Origin of the sequence: Pedobacter cryophilus (genome assembly GCF_005116455.1) — a bacterium.
In the GTDB taxonomy this organism is placed as follows: domain Bacteria; phylum Bacteroidota; class Bacteroidia; order Sphingobacteriales; family Sphingobacteriaceae; genus Pseudopedobacter; species Pseudopedobacter cryophilum.
The window spans coordinates 57,458-72,005 of record NZ_SWBP01000005.1; the positions used below are offsets into that span (position 1 = coordinate 57,458).

The window sequence follows — 14,548 nt, forward strand, 5'->3', positions numbered from 1 at the left end:
TTTATAAATGTATTTTTTCCTTCATATTATCTAAACTAGATGAATCATGATGGTAGTTGTGTGATTATTTTTTAGATTTATCCCAACCAATAACCTTGTTATCAATGTCTTTTCTTAAAAAGTGTTTTCCATTTGGGATATTCTGTTTGCTTGGCTTAAATAATATTTGTGCACAAAGCCAAAAAGCTGAATCTTTAGAATTATGGTATAACAAACCTGCAAAAGACTGGAATGAGGCTTTACCAATAGGAAATGGACGATTAGGAGCCATGATTTTTGGTCATCCAAGTTTAGAGTTAATTCAATTAAACGAAGCTACGCTTTGGACAGGCGGCCCTGTTAATCTCAACCCAAACCCAACAGCTTATAAATATTTGCCACAAGTAAGATCCGCACTTTTTGCGGATAGCATACCCAAAGCGGTTTCTTTACTCAAGAAAATTCAAGGTCCAAACACAAATATGTACCAACCTTTGGGTGATATTTTGATTAAACAAGATTTTAAAGGAGAGGTTAAAAATTACAAAAGATCTTTAAACATTGAAAAAGCAATTTCCACTACTTCTTTTGAGGTTGATGGAGTGCAATATACCCGAGAAATGTTTTCTTCTTTTCCAGATCAGGTGATGATTTTACGCATCACCGCCAGCAAAGCCAATAGCCTTAATTTTAGTGTATCTAACACTCATTTATTAGCACATAGCAGTTTTGTAAATGCTCAAAATGAATTAGTACTGCAAGGCAAAGCCCGCATTGAGAGCGATGAAAGAAGAGTTCCAAAGCCTATTGTTTTTAAAGATGATGAATCTTGCAAAGGAATGCGTTTTGAATGGAGAATGAAGGTGATAAAAAACGATGGTAAATTAACAGGTAAAGACAGCACATTAACCATTACTAATGCTACTTCTGTAGTGTTTGCTATTGCCGCCCAAACTTCTTTTAACGGAATTGATAAATGCCCTGATGCTGACGGGAAAGATGAAAAACTTGCCGTCACTCAAGATCTAAATAAAATTGCGACTAAAAAATATGACGACCTTTTAAAAGCCCATCAAACAGATTACACTTCGTTTTTTAACAGATTATCTTTGCAAATAAAAGGAGAATCTCATCCAGAATTACCCACCAACGAAAGATTATCCCAATATAAAACTGGTAAGCCGGATGTAGGCTTAGAAAAATTGTATTATCAGTTTGGCCGGTACTTATTAATATCTAGCTCCAGAGCGGGCAGCCCGGCTGCAAATTTACAAGGAATTTGGAATCATTTATTAAGACCATCTTGGCGAAGTAATTACACTACCAATATCAACTTGCAAATGAATTATTGGCCAGCAGAAATGACTAATCTATCAGAATTAACAGAGCCATTAATTACGCAAATAGGTTATATGGCAAAAAACGGAACTGCAACTGCTAGTAATTATTACCAAATGAAAGGTTGGGCGGTTCATCATAATTCTGATTTATGGGGACAAACCAATCCGGTTGGCGAAGGAGGCGGAGATCCAAAATGGGCAAATTGGGCTTTAGGAAGTGCTTGGTTATCTCAGCATTTATATGAACACTATCGTTTTACCAAGGACAAAGAATATTTAAAAAATGTAGCTTATCCGCTAATGAAATCTGCTGCTGATTTTTGCGAAGATTGGTTGGTAGAATATAAAGGCGAATGGGTTACTGCACCATCCACTTCTCCAGAGAATATTTACCTGCATCCGGCTGGCTATAAAGGTGCTGTAACCATTGCTTCGGCTATGGATATGGAAATTATTTGGGATTTGTTTACCAATGTAATAGAAGCCGCCAAGTTTTTAAATACCGATAAAGATTTAATTGCTAAGCTTGAAATGAAGCGAGCCAGGTTACATCCCCTACAAATTGGTAAAAAAGGCAATTTAATGGAGTGGTATGGAGATTGGGAAGATGAAGATCCAAAACACAGGCATGTTTCGCAATTATTTGGCTTGCATCCGGGTCGAGAAATTTCACCATTATTAGATCAGAAACTGGCTAACGCAGCAAAACAAACCTTAATAGGTAGGGGAGATGGCGGAACAGGTTGGAGCAAAGCCTGGAAAATTAATTTTTGGGCCAGGTTATTAGATGGAAATCATGCTTATCTGATGTATCAGGAATTATTAAAAACAACTACTTTAAATAATTTATTTGATACGCATCCACCGTTTCAAATTGATGGAAATTTTGGCGCTACTGCTGGCGTTACCGAAATGCTTTTGCAAAGCCAGTTAGATTACATACAATTATTACCTGCCTTACCAAATGCTTGGGCTACCGGATCTGTTAAAGGCTTAGTTGCTCGTGGAAATTTTGTGGTAGATATGAGTTGGAATAACAAGGAATTACAAAAAGCCGAAATTCTATCAAGAAGTGGCGAAGATTGTAAGCTGTTAACTTTGTTGCCTGTTAAACTAGCAGGAGTAAATGTGCTGTCAAAACCAGTAGTTATCAATAACCAAACTTATCATAGTCTTAACTTTAAAACTAAAAAAGACAAAAAATATTTGATTCTAAAAATATGAAAATCTCTTTAAAATACTTATTTCTGCTTATCACTTTATCTTCTGGTCAATTATTGGCACAATCTACAGCAAGGCCATCTTTTAAATTTGATTTTGGATCATCTGATGTGCAAAGTGGCTACACCGCCGTCACCCCAAAAAGTACTTACACAGATGCCAGCGGTTTTGGATTTGATTATGAAACTTTGCCCGCTTTCGCTGATAGTGGAAAAGGAAATGCGTTAAAAAGAGATTTTGTGACCGCCAGTCAGCCGTTTTATTTCTCGGTAAAACTGCCCGAAGGCAATTATAAAGTAAGAGTGCTACTAGGTAATAGTGATGGAGCTTCAAAAACCACTGTAAAAGCCGAATCAAGAAGGCTAATGTTACAAAATATATCTCCTGCAAAAGGTAAATTCAGATATGAAACTTTTATAGTAAACATAAAGGATAGAAATATTAGCGAAAACAAAAAAGTGGCTTTAAAACCCAGAGAGTACACTAAATTAGATTGGGATAACAAGCTTACCCTAGAATTTGCTGTTCAGCCATGTGTGGCGGCTATAGAGATTACTCCCGTAGATGATCAAATTACTGTTTTTTTAGCAGGTAATTCTACCGTGGTGAATCAAGATGATGAGCCTTGGGCATCTTGGGGGCAAATGATTCCTTATTTTTTTAAACCAGGGATAGCCATTGCAAATCATGCGGAGTCTGGTCTTACTTTAGGGAGTTTTATGGGTTCTAAACGTTTAGAGAAGATTTTAAGCGTGATGAAAAAAGGAGATTACCTATTTATAGAATTTGGTCATAATGATCAAAAGGATAAAGGAGCTAATGATGGCGCTTATAAATCATATACAGAAAACTTAAAATTCTTTGTTTCTAGTTTTAGAGCAAAAGGCGGAATACCGGTAATTGTGACTTCTACCGCAAGAAGATCTTTTAGCAACCAAGGAGATGTGGTAGAGACTTTAGGCGATTTCCCTGATGCCGCCCGCAAAGTAGCTGCCGAGTTAAATGTGCCATTAATAGATTTGAACAAAGAGACCAAAATTTTATACAAAGCATTAGGAGTAGAGCCTTCTAAAAAGGCTTTAGTACACTATCCTGCCAATAGTTATCCGGGTCAAACTCAGGCTTTGGCAGATAACACTCATTTCAATCCTTATGGGGCTTATCAAATTTCAAAAATTATTACCCAAGGAATTATTGATCAGAAAATAAAACTCAAAAAATACATTAGAAATTTTGATCATTATGATGCTGAAAAACCCGATCCTTTTACCAGTTGGACCTGGCCAGAAAGTTTAAGAAGTGATGCGGTAAAGCCCGATGGAAACTAGATTAAATGGTAGTTTTTTTTATCTAATTTTTTAAATAAATGTACAAATGACATTTTTTTAGTGAAAATAGTAAAAAAACAGGATGCGACAGGATGCAAAGCTTCCCGGAAACTTGTACTTTAGTATATTAACCAATTAGAGAGTCCCCGACTTTCGAGATTTATTAACCTAAATTAACCTTAAGTATGATGAAACTTTACTTCAACGCATTGCCTCCTTTTCTAAGTTTGATAATCTTATTAGTGCTTCTAAAAAGCAATAACAAGCATCAGGTCAATTCTTTTGATTTATCATACGCTCAATAAAGACCTTTATTAATTTTCTAAGATATAATTACTAATTATGTTCACATCAATTAAACGTGTTATTCTTTTGGTTTTAGTGGGTAGTTTTATACTATCAGGCTGTCAGAAGGATAAATTTGACGAGTATTATGGTAGGCCAGATTCTCTTGCCGATCCCATATATCAACAACTGGTTGCAAAGGGAAATTTCACTACCTTACTTAAACTAATAGACAAAGCTGCATACGCAGATATTTTGTCTAAAGCTGGTTATTGGACTTTGTTTGCTCCAAATGATGCCGCTTTTCAAGTGTTTTTTCAGGAAAACGGAATTACAAATGCAGAAGCTGTAACTAAAGAAATGGCTGAAAAAATTGTAAAATACGCCTTGGTATACAATGCATTTAGGACCGATAGAATTTCAGACTATCAATCTAATATAGGTTGGATTCCAAATCAAGCTTATAAAAGAAGAACCGCTTATTATGATGGTTTCTACAAAGAAATGGTTAATGGGGTAGAAACAGTTGTTTTTTCTTCAAACAGAAACAACTCTGCGGTAGGCGGAACTCCTTATTATGTTGATGGAGATAACAACAATAAATACGTTCCTTACTTTCATCAGAATTTTGTAACCGCCGCAGGTTTAAGCGCAATAGATTACAATTATTTTTTTCCTAACGAACCTTACACAGGGTTTAATTTTATTGGAGGAAATGTTAAAACAGCCGATATTATTGCCGAAAACGGAATTATACATGAGGTCACAAAAGTAACTCTTCCTTTACCAAATTTAGACCAATACTTAGCAGGAAAGCCTCAATACAGTTTATTCAAAAGTATTTTAGATAAATATTTGGTTACCTACCAAGTGAATGAATTAGCTACCAGAAGATATCAAATTTTAACTGGTAAAACAGATAAGGTTTACATTAAAGTTTATAACGCTGGCTTAGCTTTTTCTCCTAATAATGAGAATTTTGTAAAAACAACTGATAATGATGGTCAATCTGATGGTTACAGCATGTTTGTTCCTACAAACACGGTACTTCAGAATTTCATCAATACTAAAATTTTAGAGCATTATACTTCTTTAGACGCTTTGCCACAATATATTTTAGTGGATTTAATAAATTCACATTTATGGGCAAACACAGTATGGCCTACAAAATTTGCATCGGCCCTTAATTTATTAGAAGAAGAAGTTAGGTTTAACAGAACTAATGATATTGTTGACGGTCAAATATTAAGTAATGGTTTGTTTTATGGTACTAATAAAGTACAAGAATCAAATACTTTCTTTTCTGTGTACAGCAGACCCTATTTGAATCCCAATTATACTTTAATGACAAGGGCTTTAAATGAAGAGTACAAACGTATCATCAATAATATTGATATAAAATTTACGCTTTTCATGATGTCTGATCAATTGTTAAGAGCTAAAGGTTTTGACTACGATCCTATTAGAGTAGAATGGGTTTACACTTCTCCTGCTACCGGGGTAAGAGTAGCGGGTGCTTTAGCAAGAGCAAGAATTCAAAGAATTCTTTACACACATATAGTTGCTACGCCAAATAATGAGTTAAACAACATTGCGACCACAACAGGTTTTATAAGAACTGGCGATAGAGATATCCCTGGTGAATATATTAAATGGAATAATAATAAAGTGGTTGCAGCTGGTAATGAAGATGTAGGAACAGTAGTAAACATTACAGGTTTTGATAATACCAGTAACGGAAGAGTTTATTATACTGATAACCTGTTAGAATATAGTGAAAGAGGCATTGGTTTAAAGCTGGCAGCTTTAGCGAATACAATCCCACCAGGGCAAACTATTTCTCCATTTAAAAGATTTTTTGATTACCTGAATAACTCACCATTGTATACAAGAGCAACTGGAGTGATAAACGGTGTGTTATTGGGAACTTCTCATACCTTATTAGTTCCAGATAATAATGCAATTGCAGCAGCTATCACTGCTGGTTTGTTGCCTGCAAGTACAACACCTACAACAGGTATAGATGTTGAGAAAGTTTCTGCATTTATCAGGTATCATATTTTGGTAAGAAGAACTGTAGCTGCAGATGGAAACCAAGATATTACCTCTTCTGAAACGCTTCATAAAAACATTAATGATGAAGTGGTAACGGTTAGGATAAATAACCAAATAAACAATTTGTCTTTTTCAGGACAAAATAACAACAGAACTGCTACCGTAATTAATGCTTCAAGCAATAACCTGGCAGATAGAACTTTAATTCATTTAGTTAATAATTATCTTGATTACAGATAGATATGAGAAATAGATATTTTTTAAGCTTTATGGTTGTTTTGATGGGTGTTTTTGCACTTCCATCATCAATTTTAGCACAGCAACCCGCAGCAACTTCAACAACTTTATTGGTGAGAGGTAAAGTGATAGATAAGGTAGATAAATTAGCCATTATTGGAGCCTCTGTTGTAGAATTAGACAAGGATAAGCGTACCGTTACCGGCGTAGTAACAGATTTAGATGGTAACTTCGCCATAAAAATTAAAGATGCAAGTCATACCATTTCTATTTCCTATTTAGGATATAAATCTCAGGTAGTAGCAATTAATGGTAGAACTACTATTAACATCTCCTTAGAATCTAACTATAATGAATTAGCAGGGGTTACCGTAACCGCCACAAAAACTGGAACTAGCGGATTAATGGCCATAGCCGATAGAGATTTAACTACTGCTAACGTTACTATTAGTGCCAGAGAATTACAAGAAATGCAATCTACTTCTATTGACGAAGCCTTACAAGGTAGAATTGCAGGGGTTGATATTGCTTCTAACTCTGGAGATCCAGGTTCTGGAATGTCTATCAGAATTAGAGGTACTTCTTCTATTAGTGGAAGTGCAGAGCCTTTAATTGTAGTTGATGGTTTACCTTATGAAACTACTGTTCCCGCTGATTTTAATTTTGGAACTGCAGATCAGGATGGATATGCGCAATTGTTAAACATTGCCCCAGCAGATATTGAAACCATTACTATTTTAAAAGATGCAGCAGCCACTGCAGTATGGGGAGCCAGAGCATCTAACGGAGTATTATTAATTACTACAAAACGTGGTACGGTGGGTACGCCAACTATTAATTATGCTTTTAGAGGGTCGTTATCTACTGTTCCAAAAGGGATTCCGCTATTAACCGGAGATCAATATTCTCAGTTAATTCCAGAGTTATTTATGAACAGAACTGGAACACCTTTAAATACATTGGTAAATAAAGAATTTCAGTATGACCCAAGTGATGTTTACTGGTTTAAAAATTACAGTAATAATACGGATTGGATAGATGCCATTACTCAAACAGGTTTATCAGGTGACCATACCATTTCTTTACAAGGTGGTGGTGAGAAAGCTAAATATTACACTTCTGTTGGTTATTTAGACCAAAAAGGAGTAACCAAAGGAACAGGTTTAAACAGAATTAGTGCAAGGTTAAACTTAGATTATACCGTTTCTAGTAGAATAAGATTTAGAACAGATTTTTCTTACACCCATTCTGTAACAGATCGTAACTATGTGAATTCTTTTAATGCAAATGATGGGGACAGATTAAGAAGTGTGGCCAATAATAAATTACCAAACATGAGTATTTATGAATACGATGAGTATGGTAATTTAACGCCTAACTATTTTTCTCCAGCACAAAACATTCAAGGTGCTTATTCTAGAACTTACAATCCGGCTGCAATGGCTGAGTATGCATCTAACCAACAAACAGGAGAAAGAATTACCCCAATTTTCAACTTAAAATACGATATCATTCCAAGTATATTATACTCAGATTTTTCTGTGATGTTTGATATCAATAATAGTAAAGTAAATAACTTTTTACCTCAAAATGCTACCGGCAGACCCTATACAGAAACGGTAGTTAATAGAGCGGGAGATTCTGATTTAGATCAATTTAGAGTACAATCTAAGGCTAACTTTATTTTTAGTCCAAAAATTGGAGATAACCATGAATGGCAAAGTATTCTATCTCTTCAATCTGATGATTACAGAGGCGTAAGTCAAGAGTCGTTAACTTCTAATACCGCTTCTTCTTTATTAACCGATCCTTCAAATCCATCAAGAACTCAAAATACAGATTTAAGATTGTTAACAGGTATTGGCGAATCAAGAAGCGTGGGTGCTTTAATTAGTACTCAATATAAATATGCCGATAAATACATTATCAACGTAGGTTTAAGGGCTGATGGAAGTTCAAAATTTGGACCTAACAACAGATACGGTTATTTCCCTTCTATCTCTACTCGTTGGAGAGTTTCTTCTGAAAAATTTATGAAGAAATTAAAATTTATTGATGATTTAAGTGTAAGAGCCAGTTACGGGGAATCAGGTAGAGCGCCAAGAACAGATTATTTGTTTTATAACTTTTACGGAAATTTCCAATCTAACTATTTAGGTTTATCGGGTGTATATCCTTCAAATATTGAGTTAAGAAACTTAAAATGGGAAACTGTAGCAGGTACTAACTTAGGGTTTAACTTAGAAATGCTAAATAGAAAGTTGAGAATAGATGTTGATTTATATAAAAATAGATCTACAGATTTATTGTTCGAAAATCTTCAAATCTCAGGAGTTTCTGGTTTCAATGATTTGGATTTAAACTTTGGAAAATTAGATAACCAAGGATGGGAAGTAGGCATTAATGCTACGCCATACAAATCTAAAAACTTAACCATTGATTTTGGTTTTAACATAGCCAGTAACGTAAACGTCATTAGAGAAATATCCGAATTTTTCCCTTCTGAGGATGGTTTTTCTGATAGAAATGGTAGCTACAAACGTTTTTTACAAATTAATAATCCTTATGGTTCATTCTATGGCTATAAGTTTAAAGGTGTTTACACAGATCAAAACGCAACCATTGCTAAAGATGCAAATGGAAATCAAATTGTTAGCCCAAGCGGTCAGCCAATTTACATGCGATTTAATTATCCTCAAACAGATTATGTTTTTCAACAAGGAGATGCCATGTATGAAGACATCAATTTTGATGGAAATATAGATTCAAGAGATGTTGTTTATTTAGGAAACAGTAATCCAAAATTCACAGGTGGTTTTGGTCCATCATTTAACTACAAAAACCGTATCAGATTATCTACTTTCTTTAGTTATAGAATTGGTTACGAAGTGATTAATCAAACAGATATGTTCACTACCAATTTATCAGGTTTTGACAACCAAAGTACTGCCGTTTTAAGCAGATGGAGAAACCCTGGTGATGTTACTAATATCCCAAGATCATTATTTGCTTCGGGTTATAATTGGTTAGGTTCTGATCGTTATGTAGAAGACGCTTCTTTTGTAAGATTTAGAACAGCAACCATCAGCTACAGCCTTGGACCAGATATGTTAAAGAAAATAAAGGTAGCAGATGTAAGGTTGTTTATTACTGGCGAAAACATGTTTACGCTAACTAATTACAGAGGGCAAGATCCAGAGATTAACATGCAAAGAGGCGTATTTGGAGTAGCTTTAGATAACTCTAGAACTCCACCTACTAAGCGTTTTACTTTCGGTTTATCAACAAGATTTTAATCATAGAGAATAATCATTATGAAATTTAAAAAAATATATTTTACGCTCTTACTTATAGTTTCTTTAAGTGGGTTTTCTTCTTGCAACAAATGGCTTGAATTAAAGCCTCAAGATGGTATTGTGGGTGCCGAGTTTTGGTTAACAAAAGAGCAGGTACAATCAGCAGTAATTGGTTGCTATTCTTCTTTATTGGTTTCACCACAAGGAAATAGAGATATTCCTATGGCCGATCTTTTATTTATGTATGGCGAATTAAGGGGTGATATGGTAGTCCCTGGTGCTTTTGCTAGTATAGATGAAATAGATTTAATGAATGTTAATATACTAGAAACAAGTGGTTTAACCAATTGGAACGCTTTTTATCGCATCATTAACTACTGTAATAATGTAATAGATTTTGCACCAGCTGTTTTACAAAAAGATCCAACTTTTACCCAGGCAGAATTAGATAGTTATGTAGCAGAAGCTTTAACTATTAGATCTTATATGTATTTTGTTTTAGCCAAAACATGGGGTAATGTGCCACTAAAACTTCAAGCCACTAAAAGTGATGATGATAATTTTCAGATTCCAACTTCTACACAGTTACAAGTATTTCAACAAATAGAAAAAGATTTACTGGAAGCAGAGGGAAAAGCAAAATTAACTTACAATAACATCGCTTCAGATAAAGGCAGAATTACTAAATATACTGTGAATGCCATGCAAGCCGATTTGTATTTATGGCTTAATGATTTTCAAAAAGCCAACGAAGCTTGTGATAAAGTAATTAATTCTGGTAAGTTTTCATTAGTTCCCGGTAACAATGCTTGGTTTACTACCTTGTATGCAAATGGAAATTCATCTGAAGGTATTTTTGAATTACAATTTGATTTACAACAGTTAAATCCTTTTTACACCATGCACTTACAAAGACCTAGGTTTATTGGCGCTCCAAGAGTAATGGAAGAAGTTTTTAGAATTAATTTTCTTGACGAAACCAAGTTTGATATCAGAGGAAATGGCGCTTCTATATTATCTAGTGATAATTCTATTTACAAATACATAGGTTTAAATTCTCAGGATAGAAAAACTTTAGAACAGTCTTTCACCCATTGGTTTGTTTACAGATATGCAGATGTTCTTTTAATGAAAGCTGAAGCTTTAAACGAATTAGGAGATGGTGAAGGTGCAATAGAAATTATTAACGGGAAAGATGATAGTGATATAAAAGCGATTAGAATTAGAGCCAGAGCTTTAGAAGAAACTAAAGAATCTTTTGCAAATCCTAATACTCAAAAGAATGCGGTGACAGATTATATTTTGAAAGAAAGAGCTAGAGAGTTTGCTTTTGAAGGTAAAAGATGGTTTGATGTGTTGAGAAATGCCAGAAGAAATGATTATGCCCGTAGAGATTTAATTATAGACATGGTTACTGCAAGTGCACCGGTAGATAAGCAACAATCAATCATTTCTAAATACAGAGATAATAATAGTCATTATTTGCCTATCAACTTTACAGAGTTGAGAACAAATAAATCCTTAGTTCAAAATCCATTTTACAAATAAACTCCAGGAAATATGAAAAAGTTATTCAAACTAAAAAAGTTACAAGTGATGACAGCTTTACTGTTCTTACTAGTAATAGGGTTTGTTGCTTGTAAGAAAGAAAATTTTAAACAAACAACAGATGACAGCGTAAATATTACAGGATATTTCGAAAAAGACATAGCCAACTATTCGGTGTTTTTAAATATTTTAAAATTAACCGATAATGCTTCTTTTTTAGGCGCTTATGGTACATATACCGTATTTGCACCAACAGATGAGGCATTTAAAGCATATCTAACGGCTCAAGGAAAAACCAGTATAGATCAAGTTGATATTAACGTATTAAAAGATTTGGTAAAACTTCATTTAATTGAAGATACGGTATCAACCACTTCATTTACTGATGGTAAAATTAGTAAACCTACTGTTTCAGGTCAGTATTTAACCACGCTAGCCAAAAATGAAGGTGGAGTGACAAGAATTGTCATCAATAAATTGGCTAAAATTTTACAAGGCAATATTAGAGTGGGTAATGGAATTATACATTCTATAGATCATGTTTTAGTTAAATCAGAAAGAACGTTAGCTCAAGAAATTAGTGCAACTCCAAGTCTTTCTATATTTAATAAATTATTAATAGCCACAGGTTGGGATGTAAAATTAAACACCCCATTAAGTTTTGTAAATGGCGAAGGCAGTTATGTATCTGTATTAACTACCACCAACGCAGCTTATAAAGCTAATGACCCAACGCTTACAGATGATCAAATAGTTGCCAAACTAATTGCAAAATACTCTAATACTGGCAATCCAATGAATGCTGCTGATAGTTTAAATGTATATGTTGCTTACAGGGTTTTGCCAGGTTTAAAATACATGGCTGATATTGTAACTGCAAGCTCTCATGGCACCAAAGCTCCTTTAGAAATTATTAGTGTAAAATTATCTAAAGATAGTATTCTGTTTAATGAGGATGTTTTTGCAGGTGTTTTAGAAAAGGGAGTAAGTGCAGATCGTGATATAAGTGATGTTTCTACAACAAACGGAGTATTGCATTTTGTTAGAGGAGATTTCGCTGTTAAGAAAAGGGTGCCAACAGCTGTATATTGGGACGTTGCAGACCAACCAGAGATTCGTCAACTACCAGGTATATTTAGAGTAGGGGGTAAATTTCAATCTTTTACAAGAGGTACGCTAAGAGATATCAGATGGGATGGCGGCAATAACCCTGTTGTTACCTACGCAGTAAGTACTACAGGAAATTTTGCTGGGGCATATTATTCAGATTATTTACAAATCAGTTTAAGAACCGCAGTAGCACAGTTTGTAGAGTTTAGAACACCAGTGGTAATTAGAGGAAGGTATAAAGTATGGATTTCATTTAGATCGATACGCGGTAGTAGTAATTCACAAAATACCTGTAGCGCTGCTTTAGATGGTGTTCCATTTTCCAGAACGGTTAGTTTTGGAGAATACAAAATTAGAGCGCAAGGGGATGTTGGTTCTGTAGCGTCAGATCCTACTCCAACAGAGTTAGAAGCACAAGGGTATAAAAATCCAATAACTTTTAATAGTTCTAACTGGAATTGTAGGCTTTTAGGTACTATGGATATTTTAACCACAGATAGACATATTTTTAGATTAGATGCATTAACCAATTCCAACGCATCTTCAGCCACTATTGATATGATACATTTTATTCCTATTGATCAAAATCAAATAAGTCCAAAGTTTGGACCCAACGGAGAAATTGTATATTAATTAACTATAAATATTCTATCAGCTATTTCTAATTAGAAATAGCTGATTATTTCAAATTCTATAAATAATCCATTAAGGGATGAAGATTTACAAACAATTACGCACCATACTATCTGTAGCTTTTGTGTCAATAGCAATCTATGGTTGTACTGATAAATGGGATGAGCATGTAGCAATCACTGATGAAATAGTGAATGATAATTTATCTGAACAGATATCAAAAAACACCAGCGTATCAGAGTTTAATAAGCTATTGGTAAAAACTGGTTATGATAAAGTGATAGCTTCTTCAAAAACTTACACTGTTTTTGCTCCAAATAATACGGCTATAGCAGCTTTAGATCCGGCGATAGTGAATGATACTGCCAGATTAAAATATTTTGTAGGTAATCATATCGCTATTTCTGCTTTTCGTACAGATATGGCTTCTGATTCTTTAACAGTAAAAATGTTAACAGGCAAAAATTTAATCTTCTTACAATCTGCAATTGATGAAGTAAATATTAGTACCCCTAATAAGTTTGCCGCAAACGGTATTTATCACATTATTGATGGCTTGTTGAGTCCTAAATTAAGTATATGGGAATATTTAAAAGCTAACAATACTACTTATGAGCAAGCGGCTTTTATTACTGCTTTAGATACCATAAATATTTATCCAAATGGTCAAGAAAATACGGGTAACCCAACAGTAGATAATGAATTTACCAGAGAAACATTTAATATCAGAAACGAAGATGGTAAATACACCTTATTCTTAATGCAAAATGCTGCTTTTAATACCGAGGTAACTAAATTACTTCCTTACTTAATCAGACCTTCTGCAGATACTACTAAACTTATTTCTACAGAATATACCTTAAGAGATATGGTTTTTGCTGGCGAATTAAAAGTAGCCAATTTGCCTGATACCTTGGTTTCTAAATTTGGCGTAAAAGTGCCCATCAATCGTGGTAACATTGTACAAACTATAAAAAGTAGTAATGGTCTAATTCACATTGTGAGTAATATGAATGTTGAGTTAATTCATCGTTTAGTCACTACAAAAATAGAAGGAGAAAATCCACGACAGTTTATACCTGGAAATAAAAGAGGTAATACCTACTATCGCCAAAAGTTAGATAATAATGGAATAGAGTTTAGAGATTTAATGGTTCAAAACCATGCAACTGCTCAATTCTTGGTGACTTATACTACACCTATTTTATATAGCACCAGGTACAAGGTTTTATGGAGAGCTATTAATGATATTCAGACCAATACGTTTCAGCAAAAATTATTAGTAGGAACATTATCTATCCCTCCAACAGGAGGTTTATATACGGGCTCAATTATGAGTTTTCCTTATACAAACGTAAATGTAGCAGATTATAAAGATGTAGAACTTACTGGTACATTTAATTTAACCACTGCTGGCGGTGTTCCTCTTGCCTTGGTAGGTGCAAATAATAATTTAACCACCGGAACCAACACCTTATCATTAGATTATATTAAACTAGTTCCTATCATTAAGTAA

General features: G+C 34.2%; 7 protein-coding genes. All 7 read left to right on the forward strand.

What is annotated here, in order from left to right; all coding sequences use genetic code 11:
* Positions 1-104 precede the first annotated feature (104 nt).
* The 7 genes from FA046_RS13670 (at position 105) to FA046_RS13700 (ending at position 14,548) form a co-directional block, all read left to right on the forward strand.
* Positions 105-2,543, forward strand: coding sequence for a glycoside hydrolase family 95 protein (locus FA046_RS13670; RefSeq protein WP_136827099.1), 2,439 nt, complete (start codon positions 105-107; stop codon positions 2,541-2,543).
* Positions 2,540-3,868 carry a rhamnogalacturonan acetylesterase gene (locus FA046_RS13675; RefSeq protein WP_136827100.1) on the forward strand — a complete coding sequence of 443 codons (1,329 nt, stop codon included), beginning with the start codon at positions 2,540-2,542 and terminating at the stop codon, positions 3,866-3,868. Before FA046_RS13670 ends, FA046_RS13675 begins: the two co-directional genes overlap by 4 nt.
* 342 nt (positions 3,869-4,210) lie before the next feature.
* Positions 4,211-6,448, forward strand: coding sequence for a fasciclin domain-containing protein (locus FA046_RS13680; protein WP_136827101.1), 2,238 nt, complete (start codon positions 4,211-4,213; stop codon positions 6,446-6,448).
* Between the two features lie 2 nt (positions 6,449-6,450).
* Positions 6,451-9,741, forward strand: a complete 3,291-nt coding sequence (locus tag FA046_RS13685; protein ID WP_136827102.1) for a SusC/RagA family TonB-linked outer membrane protein — start codon at positions 6,451-6,453, stop codon at positions 9,739-9,741.
* 18 nt (positions 9,742-9,759) lie between these two features.
* The gene (locus tag FA046_RS13690; RefSeq protein ID WP_136827103.1) at positions 9,760-11,289 is read left to right on the forward strand and encodes a RagB/SusD family nutrient uptake outer membrane protein; all 1,530 of its coding nucleotides are present in this window, start codon (positions 9,760-9,762) and stop codon (positions 11,287-11,289) included.
* A 12-nt stretch (positions 11,290-11,301) separates the two neighbouring features.
* Positions 11,302-13,032 carry a fasciclin domain-containing protein gene (locus tag FA046_RS13695; protein ID WP_136827104.1) on the forward strand — a complete coding sequence of 577 codons (1,731 nt, stop codon included), beginning with the start codon at positions 11,302-11,304 and terminating at the stop codon, positions 13,030-13,032.
* 79 nt (positions 13,033-13,111) lie between these two features.
* Positions 13,112-14,548: a fasciclin domain-containing protein gene (locus FA046_RS13700; RefSeq protein ID WP_136827105.1), complete on the forward strand. Its 1,437-nt coding sequence runs from the start codon at positions 13,112-13,114 to the stop codon at positions 14,546-14,548.

Excerpts from the sequence above, each read along its gene's own strand:
- FA046_RS13690 (WP_136827103.1), top strand. The coding sequence starts at position 9,760 with ATGAAATTTAAAAAAATATATTTTACGCTCTTACTTATAGTTTCTTTA.
- FA046_RS13680 (WP_136827101.1), top strand. The coding sequence starts at position 4,211 with ATGTTCACATCAATTAAACGTGTTATTCTTTTGGTTTTAGTGGGTAGT.
- FA046_RS13670 (WP_136827099.1), top strand. The coding sequence starts at position 105 with ATGTCTTTTCTTAAAAAGTGTTTTCCATTTGGGATATTCTGTTTGCTT.
- FA046_RS13700 (WP_136827105.1), top strand. The coding sequence starts at position 13,112 with ATGAAGATTTACAAACAATTACGCACCATACTATCTGTAGCTTTTGTG.
- FA046_RS13685 (WP_136827102.1), top strand. The coding sequence starts at position 6,451 with ATGAGAAATAGATATTTTTTAAGCTTTATGGTTGTTTTGATGGGTGTT.
- FA046_RS13695 (WP_136827104.1), top strand. The coding sequence starts at position 11,302 with ATGAAAAAGTTATTCAAACTAAAAAAGTTACAAGTGATGACAGCTTTA.
- FA046_RS13675 (WP_136827100.1), top strand. The coding sequence starts at position 2,540 with ATGAAAATCTCTTTAAAATACTTATTTCTGCTTATCACTTTATCTTCT.